This is a genomic window from Streptomyces sp. NPDC111507 (genome assembly GCF_055638955.1).
Window position 1 is genome coordinate 25,707 of sequence record NZ_JBVKBU010000020.1, and the last position, 15,545, is coordinate 41,251.

11 protein-coding genes and 4 tRNA genes are annotated in these 15,545 nt (G+C 69.6%); 8 read left to right on the forward strand and 7 right to left on the reverse strand.

The window, feature by feature from the left end; genetic code table 11:
• Positions 1–45 precede the first annotated feature (45 nt).
• Positions 46–1,188 carry a dihydrofolate reductase family protein gene (locus tag ACZ7M2_RS44960; protein ID WP_471600221.1) on the reverse strand — a complete coding sequence of 381 codons (1,143 nt, stop codon included), beginning with the start codon at positions 1,186–1,188 and terminating at the stop codon, positions 46–48.
• 72 nt (positions 1,189–1,260) lie between these two features.
• Between ACZ7M2_RS44960 and ACZ7M2_RS44965 the strand changes: the two genes are divergently transcribed.
• Positions 1,261–1,764 (forward strand): MarR family winged helix-turn-helix transcriptional regulator, encoded by a 504-nt coding sequence (locus ACZ7M2_RS44965; RefSeq protein WP_403702105.1) that lies wholly within the window; start codon positions 1,261–1,263, stop codon positions 1,762–1,764.
• Positions 1,765–1,948: 184 nt separating this feature from the next.
• A complete protein-coding gene (locus tag ACZ7M2_RS44970; RefSeq protein ID WP_352053426.1) occupies positions 1,949–2,575 on the forward strand; it encodes a GTP cyclohydrolase II in 627 nt (208 codons plus the stop codon).
• 72 nt (positions 2,576–2,647) lie between these two features.
• Here the strand turns inward: ACZ7M2_RS44970 and ACZ7M2_RS44975 are convergent.
• The 6 genes from ACZ7M2_RS44975 to ACZ7M2_RS45000 all read right to left on the reverse strand — a co-directional run bounded on the left by ACZ7M2_RS44975 (position 2,648) and on the right by ACZ7M2_RS45000 (position 8,458).
• A tRNA-Lys gene (locus ACZ7M2_RS44975) sits at positions 2,648–2,720 on the reverse strand.
• Between the two features lie 109 nt (positions 2,721–2,829).
• Positions 2,830–4,365 (reverse strand): amino acid permease, encoded by a 1,536-nt coding sequence (locus tag ACZ7M2_RS44980; RefSeq protein WP_099942178.1) that lies wholly within the window; start codon positions 4,363–4,365, stop codon positions 2,830–2,832.
• Between the two features lie 58 nt (positions 4,366–4,423).
• The gene (locus ACZ7M2_RS44985) at positions 4,424–4,615 is read right to left on the reverse strand and encodes an FG-GAP repeat domain-containing protein (RefSeq protein WP_471600222.1); all 192 of its coding nucleotides are present in this window, start codon (positions 4,613–4,615) and stop codon (positions 4,424–4,426) included.
• A gap of 194 nt (positions 4,616–4,809) precedes the next feature.
• On the reverse strand, positions 4,810–7,056 hold the full coding sequence (locus tag ACZ7M2_RS44990) for a DEAD/DEAH box helicase (RefSeq protein ID WP_471600223.1): 2,247 nt from the start codon (positions 7,054–7,056) through the stop codon (positions 4,810–4,812).
• 358 nt (positions 7,057–7,414) lie between these two features.
• Positions 7,415–7,936 carry a hypothetical protein gene (locus tag ACZ7M2_RS44995; RefSeq protein WP_471600224.1) on the reverse strand — a complete coding sequence of 174 codons (522 nt, stop codon included), beginning with the start codon at positions 7,934–7,936 and terminating at the stop codon, positions 7,415–7,417.
• Positions 7,937–8,107: 171 nt separating this feature from the next.
• The gene (locus ACZ7M2_RS45000) at positions 8,108–8,458 is read right to left on the reverse strand and encodes a metallopeptidase family protein (RefSeq protein WP_067377126.1); all 351 of its coding nucleotides are present in this window, start codon (positions 8,456–8,458) and stop codon (positions 8,108–8,110) included.
• 94 nt (positions 8,459–8,552) lie between these two features.
• Between ACZ7M2_RS45000 and ACZ7M2_RS45005 the strand changes: the two genes are divergently transcribed.
• From ACZ7M2_RS45005 to hrpA, 6 genes are all read left to right on the forward strand, one after another.
• A complete protein-coding gene (locus ACZ7M2_RS45005) occupies positions 8,553–10,115 on the forward strand; it encodes a metallophosphoesterase family protein (RefSeq protein ID WP_471600225.1) in 1,563 nt (520 codons plus the stop codon).
• A gap of 204 nt (positions 10,116–10,319) precedes the next feature.
• A tRNA-Glu gene (locus ACZ7M2_RS45010) sits at positions 10,320–10,392 on the forward strand.
• Between the two features lie 46 nt (positions 10,393–10,438).
• Positions 10,439–10,513 (forward strand) — tRNA-Asp (locus ACZ7M2_RS45015).
• A 24-nt stretch (positions 10,514–10,537) separates the two neighbouring features.
• A tRNA-Phe gene (locus ACZ7M2_RS45020) sits at positions 10,538–10,614 on the forward strand.
• A 131-nt stretch (positions 10,615–10,745) separates the two neighbouring features.
• The gene (locus ACZ7M2_RS45025; protein ID WP_471600226.1) at positions 10,746–11,117 is read left to right on the forward strand and encodes a hypothetical protein; all 372 of its coding nucleotides are present in this window, start codon (positions 10,746–10,748) and stop codon (positions 11,115–11,117) included.
• Positions 11,118–11,487: 370 nt separating this feature from the next.
• Positions 11,488–15,465 carry an ATP-dependent RNA helicase HrpA gene (gene hrpA, locus ACZ7M2_RS45030; protein ID WP_471600227.1) on the forward strand — a complete coding sequence of 1,326 codons (3,978 nt, stop codon included), beginning with the start codon at positions 11,488–11,490 and terminating at the stop codon, positions 15,463–15,465.
• Positions 15,466–15,545 lie beyond the last annotated feature (80 nt).

Here is a 15,545-nt window from a genome sequence, read left to right on the forward strand (position 1 = left end):
GGGCCCGATTCACCAGGCTTTTCGCGGACGACCGCGAGGCCGCCCCTACCCGGCCGCGAGAAGGTGACGATTGGGCGCCACAGCCCGCTCCTCGAACTCCGGCAGTACGACGACGTCCGCCCCCGCGGCCACGAGCAGACCGTTCCCGTCGGCCTCCGTCACGAACGTGTCGGGCTCGCGCCACGCGGTGACCACCCGCCGTACCCCCGCGTTGAGGATCAGCCGCGCACAGGGCGCGGGCCGGGACGCCCGCCGCGCGCACGGCTCCAGGCTGCTGTACACGGTGGCGGAGCCCAGCCGCGGATCCGCGGGGTCGATCTTCGCGAGTGCCGCCTCCTCGGCGTGCACGACGGGGTCGTCGCCCTCCCGCGAGTGTCCGCGCGCCAGCTCGGTGCCGTCGGCCGCCACCACCACCGCCCCTACGCTGAACGCGGTCTGCGACGGCGGACACAGCGCCGCCAGCTCGCAGGCGACGCCCAGCCAGTGCCGGTCCGCGGCGGAGGCGAGGGCACCTTCCCCGGGTGCGGTGGGGACGTAGCGGATGAGGACGACGTCCCCGACCGGCCGTGTCTCCACCAGCCGCATCCGGCCCGGCGGATATCCCCCGGGTCCGAACAGCCGTGGCGCGTGCGGCTCCCCCACGAAGAGCGGCGCGACGGCGAGCTGCAGCTCGTCCGCCAGCCCCTGTGTCATCAGTTGGGTGTGTACGCGCCCCCCGCCCTCGACCATGAGCCGCCGCACTCCGCGGACGTCGTGGAGGTGTTCGAGCACGACGCGCCAGTCCAGCTCGGCGCCGGTCGGGACCACGTCGACATCCAGTCCGCGCAGGGTGTCGGTGGCGCGTTCGGCGCCCTTGTCCGTCGTATAGACGACCTTCTCGCCGCCCGTGTGCCAGAACTGGGCGTCCGGGTCGAGATCGCCGGAGCCGCTGACGGTGACCTTGAGCGGGTACTCCGGGCGCCCGGCGGCGACCCGCGCCGCCCGCCGCTCGGCGGAGTTGACCAGCAGCCGGGGGTTGTCCGCGCGGATGGTGCCGGCGCCGATCAGGATCGCGTCGCTGGACGCCCGTACCTCGTCGACCCGGTCGAAGTCGGCCGGGCCCGAGAGCAGCAGGCGTTCGGGGCCGGTGTCGTCCAGGAAACCGTCGAGGGAGACGGCGGCGGACAACAGGACATAGGGGTGGGGCATGAGGCGCACTCTCCAGCTCCGAGCGCAGGGCTCCTAGTGGTTCAAGTTTTAAACAATACCTAGACTGTCGGCATGACGACCCGCTGGCTCTCCCCCGCCGAGCAGCGCGCCTGGCGCGCGTACATCGGCGCCGCCTCGCTCCTGGAGGACACGATCGACCGGCAGCTCCAGGCCGAGACCGGCATGCCCCACCTTTACTACTCCATCCTGGCCATGCTGTCCGAGGCACCGGACCGGCGGCTGCGGATGACCGATCTCGCCGAGACCCTGAAGATCACCCGCAGCCGGCTGACGTACGGCGTGACCCGGCTGGCGAACGACGGTCTGGTGCGCCGGGAGGGCTGCCACAGCGACAAACGCACCCAGGTCGCGGTCCTCACGGACGAAGGGATGGCCGTTCTGGAGCGGGCGGCCCCGGGTCACGCGGAGCAGGTCATGACGGCGGTCTTCGACCGGCTGACCCCTGAGCAGGTGGGGCAACTGGAGGAGATCTGCGAGGCCATCACCCGCGGCATCCAGGGGGAGAATCCCGGGGCCTGCGGGGAAGATCTGCCGTGGCGACGGCGTTCTTCGTGAGTCGGCGACGGCGTTCCTCGTGATCCGTACGGCAGCACTCTTAGTGAGCCGTATGACACAGAATCGAGCGAAACCGTTGCTTGAACTTTAAAGCACCGTGTACTGTCTGTCTCCGAGGCAGTGCTTCAAAACTGAAGCACCACCGGCACAACTCGCACCACACCCGCTGGACCGGAGAGACAACATGCGCGAATTCCCCACCGCCACGGTGCGCACCCGCGTCACTGTGCCCCTGCGCTTCGGCGACGGCTACTCGGTCGACGCGGAGTTGGTCACCTTCCACGGCCTCACCGACGACAAGGAACACCTCGCCGTCGTGCTCGGCAAGCCCGGCGCGACCCCGCTGGTGCGGCTCCACTCCGAATGCCTGACCGGTGACGTCTTCGGCTCGGCCCGCTGCGACTGCGGCCCGCAGCTGCGCGAGGCGGTGGAGCAGATCGCGGAGCGCGGCGGAGTGCTCCTGTACCTCCGTCAGGAGGGCCGCGGCATCGGCCTCTACAACAAGCTCGACGCGTACGCCCTGCAGGACCAGGGCCTCGACACCTACGCCGCCAACGCCGCCCTCGGCCTGCCCGAGGACGGCCGCGACTACACCGCGGCGGCCCAGATGCTCCAGGCCCTCGGCATCGACGACCTGGACCTGCTCTCCAACAACCCGGACAAGGCAGAGCAGCTGCGCGACCTCGGCGTCACGGTCTCCCACCGCGTCCCGACGGGCGTCTTCACCACGGCCCACAACGTGCGCTACCTGCGCGCCAAGGTCCTCCAGACCCAGCACACACTCCCCCTGCCGGAACTCACAGCAGGCTGAGCCACCGGGCCCCACACCCCCCGGACACACCGAAGCCCCAGGTCAGAATCCCTCTGACCTGGGGCTTTTCGGTAGACCCTGTGGGACTCGAACCCACAACCAATGGATTAAAAGTCCACTGCTCTGCCAATTGAGCTAAGGGTCCACACGTCGGCCCGTATCGATCCCGTGCCGATGCATCCCCGAGCATAGCCGGACGTGGCCGGGAGTCCGATCGGGTATCCGCGTCCCGGCCACGCCAACAGCGAACAGCCCTATGGATCAACCGGTTCGGGCGCGTCCTTGCGTGCCGCCACGCGGGCGAGCGTGCGGGCGTGGTCGGGGTTGAGGAACCAGTGGCGGGCCGACGCCAGCCACCAGGTCGCGGCGAAGCCGAGGACGACGAGGACCGCGACCGGGGCGTAGTTGAAGGTCTCCCAGGTGACCGGGGAGACCTGCGGCAGCATGAACAGGACCGTGATCACGACGACCCAGGCGACCGAGACGACGCCGATCGCGCGCGACCAGCGGCCCAGGTGCCACGGCCCCCGCTCGAACGCCTCCCCCTTGCGCAGCCGCAGCAGCGTCGGGATGACGTACGCGATGTAGAGCCCGATCACGGCGATCGACGTCACGGCCGCGTACGCCGTCACATTGATCAGGTACGGCAGCCCCAGCACGAGCGCGCCCAGGGCCGCCAGCCACACCGCCGCGACCGGCGTGCGGGTGCGCGGGCTCACGGTGTGCCAGACCCGGGAGAACGGCAACGCCCCGTCGCGCGAAAACGCGTAGATCATGCGGCTGTTGGCGGTGACGGACGCCATCCCGCAGAAGAGCTGCGCGCCGATCACGACCAGGAGCAGGAGTTTGCCCGCCGTCGCCCCCAGCGCGTCGAGCAGGATCTGCGCCGGCGGCGCGCCCGTCGCCGAGCCCAGCTCCTTGTCGTACGACTGGATGGCGAAGGTGAAGCCCAGCAGCAGCACGAATCCGGCAATCCACGAGGTCCAGATCGACTGCACGATGCCCTTCGGGCCCGCCGTCGACGCGTCGTGGGTCTCCTCGGTCATATGGGCCGAGGCGTCGTACCCGGTGAAGGTGTACTGCGCCATCAGCAGGCCGACGAGGACCACGTACACGCCGCTGCCCCACCCGGTGTTGTTCACGAAGTGCGTGAACACGAAGGACGCCGACTGATGGTGGTCCGGCACGAAGGCCAGCGCGCCCACGATCACCCCGACGCCCAGCACGTGCCACCACACGCTGATGTCGTTGAGGAGGGCGACGATCCGGACCCCGAAGGTGTTCAGCAGCCCGTGCAGGACGAGGATCCCGGCGAAGAGCAGGATCGTGCGGCCCGGCGTGATCGTGAAGTCGAACTGAAGGTTCAGATACGCGCCCAGGAAGGACGCCGCACCGAAGTCGATCCCGGCGGTCACCGCGACCTGCCCGAGGACGTTGAACCACCCCGTGAACCAGGCCCAGGCGGCGGCCGACCGCGCGGGCGCCAGCCGGTGGGCCCAGAAGTACAGCCCCGCCGAGGTCGGATAGGCCGAACAGATCTCGGCCATCGACAGCCCGACGAACAGCGTCATCAGTCCGACCGCGACCCACCCCCAGGTGATCACGGCGGGGCCGCCGGTGTTCATGCCGAACAGATACAGCGTCAGACACCCCGAAAGGACCGAGATGATCGTGAACGAGACCGCGTAGTTGGAGAACGCCGACATGCGGCGGGCGAGCACCTGCGTATAGCCGAGCTGGGCAAGCCGTTCTTCGTCCGACAGCCCACTCGCCTTGGCGTCATCTGTCATGCCCCCAGCGATTCCCTCGCCGAGGGATCGGCATGCACCGATCAAGACGTGGGGTTGGCTAGAAAAGGCCCCTGTAGCCCTGCCAGCCGCTCCCGATCTTCACCCGCGCCGCGAACGACCCCTTGCCGGTGCCGTTCTGACGGTAAAGATTCCCCGCGGTGTCCCGCGCGACCAGATCCGCCTTGCCGTCACCCGTGATGTCCCCGGCGCCGACGACGACGTTGTACGACCCGCCCCAGCCCGCGGCCACCTTCGTCCGCGCGCCGAACGACCCCTCAGAAGTCGGCTGATCGTACAGCGAGTTCAGAGTTTCCGGAAAGCATTTCGAAAGCACGGGGGCACCGCCACGGGTACGGAAAACGCCGTGGCCCCCACCGGATCGGTGGGGGCCACGGCGTTCAGCATGCGCGGACGTCAGCGGACGTCAGCAGATGTCATCGGACGTCAGCCGTTGCGCTTCCAGCGGGGCTTCTCGTCGCGGCGGCCGAAGGAACCGGTGCCGGTACCCGTGCCGGTGCCGCGGTGGTCGTCGCGACGGCCGTACGGGCGGTCGTGGCTGCCGGCGCGGAAACCGCTGGAGGGACGGTTGTCCTGGCGGTCGCGGTTGAAGGGACGGTCGCTGCCACGGTGACCGCCACGGTCGTCGCGGCGCTCGAAGGAGCGGCCGGCGGTGCCACGGTCGTTGTCACGGCGGAAGCCGGAGCCACCACGGTCGTCACGACGCTCGAAGGAACGACCACCACGGTCGCCGTCCCGGCGGTCGCGGTCGAAGCCGCCACGGTCGTCACGACGGTCGTTGTCCCGGCGGAAGCCGGAGCCACCACGGTCGTCACGACGCTCGAACGAACGACCACCACGGTCATCACGACGGTCGTTGTCCCGACGGAAACCAGAGCCACCACGGTCGTCACGACGCTCGAACGAACGACCACCACGGTCATCACGACGGTCGTTGTCCCGACGGAAACCAGAGCCACCACGGTCGTCACGACGCTCGAACGAACGACCACCACGGTCATCACGACGGTCGTTGTCCCGACGGAAACCAGAGCCACCACGGTCACCGCGGTCGTTGTCGCGGCGCTCGTAGTTGCCCCGCTCGTCACGGCGCTGACGCGGCTCGTAGGACGAACGCTCGGCGACGGGCTGCTCGGACACGGCCGGGGCCTCGGCGGGAGCCTCGGCCACCGCCTGCTCCGCCAGTGCCTCGGCGGCCGCGACGACCGCCGCCTCCGGGTCCTCGCCCCGCTCGCGCGCGGCACGGGCCACCAGACGGTCGGCCTCCCCACGCAGCTCGACCGCACGACGCTGCGCGCGCTCCAGCTCCTTGGTGAGCTGCGAGACCTCGCGCTCGGCCTGCTGCGCGGCGTCGCCGGCCGACTGGGCCTGGACCTCGGTCATCGACCGGGCGCCGGTGATCTCGGCGACCTCGGGCTCGAAGGCCGTACCGGAGTTGATGATGTGACGCGCGGCGTCGACGCCCGCGTCCTCCATCAGCCGGAAGATCTGACGGCGCTGGTGCGGCAGGGAGAGGGACACCACGGTGCCGCTGCGGCCCGCACGGGCCGTACGGCCGGAGCGGTGCAGGTAGTCCTTGTGGTCACCGGCCGGGTCCACGTTCAGGACGAGGTCGATGCCGTCGACGTGGATACCGCGGGCGGCGACGTCGGTCGCGACGAGCGCGTTGACGTAACCGTCCTTGAAGTCGGCCAGCGTCCGGGTCCGCGCGCCCTGGGTCATGCCGCCGTGCAGTGCGTCGGCCTTCACACCGGCGTCACGCAGCTGCTCGGCGATACGGTCGGCGCCCAGCTGGGTGCGGACGAAGATGATCGTGCGGCCCTTGCGGGAGGCGATCGCGGCGGTGACCGGCGCCTTGTCCTTGGGCTTCACGATGAGGATGTGGTGGGACATCGTCGTGACGTTGCCCTGGGCGCTGTCGACCTCGTGCGTGACCGGGTTGGTCAGGTAGCGCTTGACCAGCGTGGAGATCTCGTTCTCCATCGTGGCCGAGAACAGCATCCGCTGACCGCCGGCCGGGATCTGGTCGAACAGCTCGGTGACCTCGGGCAGGAAGCCCAGGTCGGACATCTGGTCGGCCTCGTCGAGAACGGCCACCTCGACGTTCTCCAGCGAGCAGGCGCCACGGTTGATGATGTCGCGCAGGCGGCCCGGGGTGGCGACGAGGACGTCGACGCCACGCTCCAGGGCGTAGATCTGGTTGCCCATCGACGTACCGCCGCAGACGACCTTCATCTTCAGGCCGAGGACGTCGCCGTAGGGCTGCAGCGCGTCGGCGACCTGCATGGCCAGCTCACGGGTCGGCGTGAGAATGACGGCGCGCGGCTTCTTCTTCTCGGTGTGACCGCCGGCGAGCCGCGCCAGGGTCGGCAGACCGAAGGAGAGGGTCTTGCCGGAGCCGGTACGGCCACGGCCGAGGATGTCCTTGCCGGCCAGGGCGTCCGGGATGGTCGCGGCCTGGATCGGGAACGGGGTGGTCACACCGTTCTGGGCGAGCTTGCGGACGACGCCCTCGGGGAGGCCGAGGGAGTCGAAGGTGATCTCGGGGGCGGCGTTGACGGCCTCGACGGTCTCGACCGTCTCCACGGTCTCGACGGCGGCCTGGACGCCCTCGTTGTTGTCGTTCTCGTTGTTCTCGGGCACGACGACGTGATCAGTACTGGAAACAGACATGCGAAATGCGAACCTTCCGGAGTTCTTCGGCACGCGCCCAAACTCCGTGAAGTCGCAATCGACCGCCTCTATGCGGTCCGGCCACGGCAAGGGAGAGTACGCGCCACACGCGGCGCTCTCTGCAATGGCGCCGGGCAAATGGGATCAAACGATCTACCACCATACGCACCCCCCACCCCTGAAGGCAAACTGACCCCCAAAGGGGCAGGTCAGGCATGCAGGGGAGGTCTTACGTCTGCTGGCAGGGGTTCCAACACCAGCGATGGCCGAGCGTATTCCCGCCGCCTCCGCCGACTTTCCCGCCACCCCTCCGCTCGTCGTTCCTCCGCCCCTCCTCGCCGCCCGTCCACCACCCCGTTCACGCCGGTTGGCCCGCCCGCGGCGCCGGCTCCCGATCCACCAGCTGCGTGGTCTGCTCATGCGCCGAGGACGAGGGCTCCGCCGTGGTCGGATCGGGCGTCGGCGACACGGGCGGTGGCGGAGGAGGGGGCGGCGGAGTCGGATCGGACGTGGCGTGCGTGGAACTCGGCACCCCGTTCGACGGCGGAGGCTGCTCCGGCTGCCCCTTGCCGTCCCCCTTGCCCGTCGCCCCGGCGGACGGCTTCGCACCGCCGGAGGCCGACACGGACGCGGACGCCGACCCGGAGGCCTGCTCACCGGGCTTGGCGGAGGCGCCGCCCTTCACACCCGTCCCTCCGTGGAACCCGCCACCGCCCCCGCTCTCCGCGGACCCCCCGTCGGGGGCCTGGCCGCCGTGCCGCCCCGCCGAGTGCGCGGGCCCGGGCCGGCCCGCGTCGTCACCCACGCTCACACAGCCGGCGGCGGACGCGACGACGATGACCGTGGCGGCCAGACGGACGGGTACGTACAAGGCGCGCACGGGCAGCCACCTCCGGAGGGGGTCTCCCCTGCTCGGCGAGGCCGAGAGCCTGGGGATGGATCGGGGAGTCCCCCTGCCCAACTCCCGCCGCCCGCAAGAGGACACGCGGGAACATGACACGCGTCCCGAGCCCCAGGGGGCGCCGGACCCCGCCACCCCCTCCCCGCTCACTCACCCGTAGCCGAGCGCGTGCAACCGTTCGTCATCGATCCCGAAGTGATGCGCGATCTCGTGCACCACGGTGACCTCGGTCTCCGCGACCACGTCCTCCCGCGTCTCGCACATCCGCAGGGTCGGCCCCCGGTAGATCGTGATCCGGTCCGGCAGCACCCCCGCGTACCACTCCCCGCGATCGGTCAGGGGAGTTCCCTCGTAGAGCCCGAGCAGCTCGGGATCGGCGGGGTCGGGCTCGTCCTCGACGAACACCGCCACGTTGTCCATCAACCGCGTCAGCTCCGGCGGAATCCGGTCCAGCGCCTCGGCGACCAGTTCCTCGAACTCCTCGCGCGTCATCTCCAGCACACGGCCATTGTCCGGCACGACCGCCTCGCAGGAGAGTCGACGACAGCCCCGGACACCCCGCATACCCACCCCCGCACTTGGGCATACGGGACCAATGGCCCGCGTCCCCGCTGCCGTCACCGCCGTCACATCCGCCGTCACCACCTCCATATCCGCCGTCACCACCGCCCTGACCCGTAAGCACCACACCCTCCGCACTCGCCACTTCCGCCGCACCCGCCGCTTCCGCCCCGTCACCGAGGAACTCGTCCAGCAGCCGAACCCCTACGCCCGGGCGCTCGGCCTGATGGCGGTCGTCCTCCTCGGCGCCTGGCTGGGCCTGCTGATCGTGGGCAATGTGCGCGTCCCGGTCGGCCCCATGAACACCACGATGACCCTGCGCCCCTCGGTGAGCGGCGGCACCAAGATCAACGTCTCCCCGCTCGGCGCCCTGGAGCTGAACAGCCACATCGCCCCGGTCCGCCTCGACGTGAACGTCGACCAGCTCGACCCGGTCCGCGCGCAGGCCCTGGTCGACCACCCCGAGCGGCTCTCGGGCCTTCAGGACGAGGTCGCGCAGGACGTCGAGCACGGCACGCTCGACCTGGCCGTACGGTCCTGCGTCGCGGTCGTGTCAGGCGCCACGGCCCTCGGCCTCGCGGTCTACCGCCGCCCGCGCCGCGCCCTGGCCGCCGGCGGCCTGGCCCTCACCCTGCTCACCGCCTCCGGCGCGACGGCCTTCGCCACCTGGAACCCGGATTCGGTGCTGGAACCGAGGTTCTCCGGACTGCTCTCCTCCGCCCCCTCCCTCGTCGGCAACGCCCGCAACATCGTCAGTGAATTCGACGTCTACCAGAAGGAGTTGGCGCGTCTGGTGACGAACGTGACGAAGCTGTACGACGTCACCTCCACACTCCCGACGTACGAGCCCGACCCGTCCACGATCCGGGTCCTGCACGTCTCCGACATCCACCTCAACCCCGCGAGCTGGAAGATCATCGCGTCACTCGTGAAGCAGTACGCGATCGACGTGATCGTCGACTCCGGCGACACCATGGACCACGGAACCTCGGCCGAGAACGGCTTCCTGGACCCCATCCCCGACCTCGGCGCGCCCTACATCTGGGTGCGCGGCAACCACGACAGCCTCGTCACCCAGCGCTACCTGCATCGCCTGAAGAACGTGCACGTCCTGGACGACGGCCGCGCGATCTCGGTCGCGGGCCTGCGCTTCGCCGGCATCGGCGACCCCCAGTTCACCCCCGACCGCTCAGTCACCCCGGGCGGCGGCGCGGCGGAGGACCTGGCCGGCGCCCGCCTGGCCTCCGCCCTCCGCGACCAGCGCACGGCAGGCACCCCCGTCGACATCGCCATCGCCCACGAGCCGTCGGCAGCCCGCGGGACGGACGGCGAGGTGCCCCTCGTCCTGGCCGGTCACCTCCACCACGAACAGACGGAGGTCATGAAGTACGGAACCCGCCTGCGCGTCGAGGGCTCGACGGGCGGCAGCGGCCTGCGCGCGATCGAGGGCAAGTACCCGGACCCCATCGAGGCCTCGGTCCTCTACGTCGACCGTGACACCCGCCGCCTCCAGGCCTGGGACGAGATCAAACTGGGGGGCCTGGGCCTGACGACGGCCGAGGTCAGCCGCCACCTCCCGAAGGAGAACCACCCCTGAGCCGCCCTCCCTAATCTGGTTTGGTCCGCGTCCAGGCCACGTAGTACAGTCTGTTCGTGCCCAAGGGCGCCGGTCAGGGCTTGACCGTCCCGAGCTTCTTTCGAAGCGGAGGAGAAGCGGAACCCCTCGGGGGGAAGCGGAGTCACATGCTTCTCACGTCCCCTTTGGGAACGCGAAGACGAAGCAGAGCGGTATTGGCTGTTCGCCCTCATCGTCTAGCGGCCTAGGACGCCGCCCTTTCAAGGCGGTAGCACGGGTTCGAATCCCGTTGGGGGCACGCAACACCGTGTGCGACACTGTTTACGCGTCGCACGCAACAGCTTGGTCCTGTGGAGCAGTTTGGAGTGCTCGCCACCCTGTCAAGGTGGAGGCCGCGGGTTCAAATCCCGTCAGGACCGCTGAGGTTTCACATGAAACCTCGTGGCTGGGTAGCTCAGTTGGTACGAGCGATCGCCTGAAAAGCGATAGGTCGCCGGTTCGACCCCGGCCCCAGCCACCACACCGAAGGCCCCGTCCATCACGGACGGGGCCTTCGTCGTACCTCCGGCGAGCCGAACTTGGCATGCCCCCGGCAGGACACTACGTTCTGGCTGACCGACGTCGTGTGGTGAGCAAGGGGGACCAGTGAGGGTGGGCAAGGACAGGGCGAAGCCGATCAGGGAGCTCGACCTGGAGCGATACCGGGCCCTGTACGGGCTGACGGCGGTCGTCCTGAGCAACTTCGCGATCGTCGCCGTCGCGATCGTGGGCGTATGGCGCCTGGGCGGCGACAAGTCGGTGATCATCGGCGTACTGACGGCGGCCTTCACCGCGGTCAGCACCATGACCACGGCGTACCTGGGCATCAAGGCCGTCTCCAACACCGCCCAGGCAATGTCCCAGGGCACCCCCCACCGCACCCCGACACCCCCGGACGAGACGCCGACACCGCCCACCACACCCGCCGAGACACCGACCCCCACGCCTCCCTCCCCCCGCACCCCCGACAACCCGCACCCCTGACCACCCGCAGCCACCGACCGCCCACGGCCGCCGACCACCCGAGGCCGCCCCGCGACGCATGGCCGCCCCGCGATGCATGGCCGCCCCGCGACGCGCGGCCACCCCGCGACGCGCGGCCGCCCTGCGACGCGAGGGGCCGTGGCGGTACGTCGCAAGCCCGTCGCTTACGTCCGGATCGAGCAGCGGCTCCCTTGCCCGGCCCACGTCTGATCCAGCGGCGACGGGCTCGACGTACCGCCACGGCCCCGCCCCACCACCGGCACCAGGCGCACCCACCACCCGCGGACAGCGGACCGGCGCAAGGCACCCCACGGCGCCCGAGATAAAGCACTCGCCAGTAATTTCGGCGAGGTGAGATCCTGGACGGCGTATGTCTACGCATCCTGCCCCCGTCCTCGGCGACCTCGCCCCCCGCCTGGCCGAGCTGTCCCTGCGCGACGCGCACCGGCTCGGCCGCAGGCTCGAGGGCGCGCGCCGGATCCGCAAGCCCGAAGCCCGCGCCGCCGTGCTCGCCGAGATCGACGCGGAGGTCACCAAGGCCGAGGCCCGCATGGCCGAGCGCCGCACCCGCGTGCCCGCCGTCACCTACCCCGAGCAGCTCCCGGTCAGCCAGAAGAAGTCCGACATCGCCGACGCCATACGCGACCACCAGGTCGTCATCGTCGCAGGTGAGACCGGCTCCGGAAAGACCACCCAGATCCCCAAGATCTGTCTCGAACTGGGCCGCGGCGTCCGCGGCATGATCGGCCACACCCAGCCCCGCCGCATCGCCGCCCGCACGGTCGCCGAGCGTGTGGCGGAGGAACTGGACACCCCCCTGGGCGAGGCCGTCGGCTGGAAGGTCCGCTTCACCGACCAGGTGAACCCGGACGGCACCTTCGTCAAGCTCATGACGGACGGCATCCTGCTCGCCGAGATCCAGACGGACCGCGAGCTGCGCGCGTACGACACGATCATCATCGACGAGGCCCACGAGCGCTCCCTCAACATCGACTTCCTGCTCGGCTACCTCGCCCAGCTACTCCCCAAGCGCCCGGACCTCAAGGTCGTCATCACGTCGGCCACGATCGACCCGGAGCGCTTCTCCCGCCACTTCGGCGACGCCCCGATCGTCGAGGTCAGCGGCCGTACGTACCCCGTGGAGGTCCGCTACCGCCCGCTCCTCGAGGAGGACGGCGACGACGCCGACCGCGACCAGATCACCGCGATCACGGACGCGGTCGAGGAGCTGCAGGCCGAGGGCAAGGGCGACATCCTGGTCTTCCTCTCCGGCGAACGCGAGATCCGCGACACGGCGGACGCACTCACCAAGAAGCAGTACCGCTTCACCGAGGTCCTCCCCCTCTACGCCCGCCTCTCCCACGCGGAGCAGCACCGCGTCTTCCAGCCCCACACCGGCCGCAGGATCGTTCTGGCGACCAACGTCGCCGAGACCTCGCTCACCGTCCCGGGGATCAAGTACGTCATCGACCCGGGCAACGCCCGTATCTCCAGATACAGCCACCGCACCAAGGTCCAGCGCCTGCCCATCGAGCCGGTCTCGCAGGCCAGCGCCAACCAGCGCAAGGGCCGCTGCGGCCGTACGTCGGACGGCATCTGCATCCGCCTGTACTCCGAGGACGACTTCACCACCCGCCCGGAGTTCACGGACGCGGAGATCCTCCGTACGAACCTGGCGAGCGTCATCCTCCAGATGACGGCGGCCGGCCTCGGCGACATCGAGAAGTTCCCCTTCATCGACCCGCCGGACCACCGCAACATCCGAGACGGCGTCCAGCTCCTCCAGGAACTGAACGCGCTCGACCCGTCCGAAAAGGACGTACGCAAGCGCCTCACGGACACCGGCCGCAAGCTCGCCCAGCTCCCCGTCGACCCCCGGCTGGCCCGCATGGTCCTGGAGGCCGACAAGAACGGCTGTGCGCGCGAGGTCATGGTGATCGCCGCGGCGCTCTCCATCCAGGACCCGCGCGAGCGCCCCGCCGACAAGCAGACGCAGGCGGACCAGCAGCACGCCCGCTTCAGGGACGAGACGAGCGACTTCCTCGCCTTCCTCAACCTCTGGCGTTACGTCCGCGAACAACAGAAGGAGCGGGGCTCGTCGGCCTTCCGCCGCATGTGCAAGCAGGAGTACCTGAACTTCCTGCGCATCCGCGAGTGGCAGGACATCTACACGCAGCTGCGCACGGTCGCCAAGCAGATGGGCATCCACCTCAACGAGGACGACGCGGCGGAGCAGAGCGTCCATGTCTCCCTCCTCGCCGGCCTGCTCTCGCACGTCGGCATGAAGGACGTGAAGGAGACCGGGGGCGAGAGCGGGAGGAGCACGGGCAAGAACGAGTACCTCGGTGCCCGCAACGCCAAGTTCGCGATCTTCCCGGGTTCGGCCCTGTTCAAGAAGCCGCCGCGTTTCGTGATGTCGGCCGAGCTGGTGGAGACCTCCCGTCTCTGGGCCCGGGTGAACGCCAGGATCGAGCCCGAGTGGGTCGAACCCCTGGCGGAGCACCTCCTCAAGCGCACCTACAGCGAACCGCACTGGGAGAAGGACCAGGCGGCCGTGATGGCGTACGAGAAGGTGACCCTCTACGGCGTCCCGATCGTCGCCCAACGCAAGGTCAACTACGGTCGTATCGACGCCGAGACGAGCCGCGACCTCTTCATCCGCAACGCCCTCGTGGAGGGCGACTGGCGCACGCACCACAAGTTCTTCGCCGACAACCGCAAGCTCCTGACCGAGGTCGAGGAGCTGGAGCACCGTGCCCGCCGCCGGGACATCCTGGTCGACGACGAGACGCTGTTCGACTTCTACGACCAGCGGGTGCCGGCCCACGTCGTGTCCGGCGCGCACTTCGACTCCTGGTGGAAGCACAAGCGTCATGACGAGCCCGAGCTCCTCGACTTCGAGCGTTCGATGCTCATCAACGAGAAGGCCGGGTCGGTCACCAAGGACGACTACCCCGACTCGTGGCGTCAGGGCCGCCTGAAGTTCCGGGTGACCTACCAGTTCGAACCGGGCGCGGACGCCGACGGCGTGACGGTCCACATCCCGCTCCAGGTCCTGAACCAGGTGACGGACGAGGGCTTCGACTGGCAGATCCCGGGTCTGCGCGAAGAGGTGGTCACCGAGCTCATCCGTTCCCTCCCCAAGCCCATACGCCGCAACTACGTCCCCGCCCCGAACTTCGCGAAGCGGTTCCTCGACCAGGCCGTGCCCCTTCAGGAACCGCTGCCGACGACCCTCGCCCGCGAGCTCAAGCGGATGGTCGGTGTGCCGGTCACGGCCGAGGACTTCGACTGGTCCCGTGTCCCCGACCATCTGAAGATCACCTTCCGGATCGTCGACGAGCGGCGCCGCAAACTGGCCGAGGACAAGGACCTCCCGACCCTCCAGCTCCAGCTGAAGCCGAAGGCGCGCAAGGCGATCTCGCAGGCCGCGGCGGCGACGGCGGAGCGCGAGGGCGGCGAGTCCCTGGAACGCACGGGCCTCACGGACTGGACGATCGGCACGCTGACGCGTGTCTTCGAGACGCGCCGGGCCGGTCAGCCGGTGAAGGCCTACCCGGCCCTGGTCGACGACGGTCCGACGGCGAACACCGTCTCCGTACGTCTCTTCGACACGGAGGCCGAGCAGGCGCAGGCCATGTGGACGGGCACCCGGCGGCTGATCCTGCGCAACATCCCGGTGAACCCTGCCAAGTTCGCCTCGGACAAGCTCACCAACGCCCAGAAGCTCGCCCTGTCCGCCAACCCGCACGGCTCCGTGCAGGCCCTGTTCGACGACTGCGCGACGGCGGCGGCGGACAAGCTGATCGGCGACTTCGGGGGCCCGGCGTGGGACGAGGAGTCGTACCGGAAGCTGTACGACAAGGTGCGCGCCGAGATCGTCGACACGACTGTCCGGACGGTGGGCCAGGTGCAGCAGGTCCTCGCCGCCTGGCAGGCCTGTGAGCGCCGTCTGAAGGCCACCAGCAGCCCCACCCTGCTGGCCAACCTCACGGACGTACGGACGCAGCTGAACGCCCTGGTGAAGCCCGGCTTCGTCACGGCGACCGGGCTGCGCAGGCTCCCGGACCTGATGCGCTATCTGGTCGCCGCCGACCGCCGCCTGCAGCAGATGCCGACCGGCGTCCAGCGGGACACCACCCGCATGGAGAAGGTCCACGAGATGCAGGACGAATACGCGTGGCTCCTGGAGCAGATGCCGCAGGGCCGGCCGATCCCTTCGTCGGTCCTGGACATCCGCTGGATGATCGAGGAGCTCCGGGTCAGCTATTTCGCCCACGCGCTCGGCACGGCGTACCCCGTCTCCGACAAGCGCATCGTGAAGGCGATCGACGCGGCGGTGCCGTAACGGGACCTGCACGGTGGGTGAGTTCGACCCCGGGCTCACCCTCCTGTACAGTCTCTTCTCGCAGCACAGCGCAAGAAAGT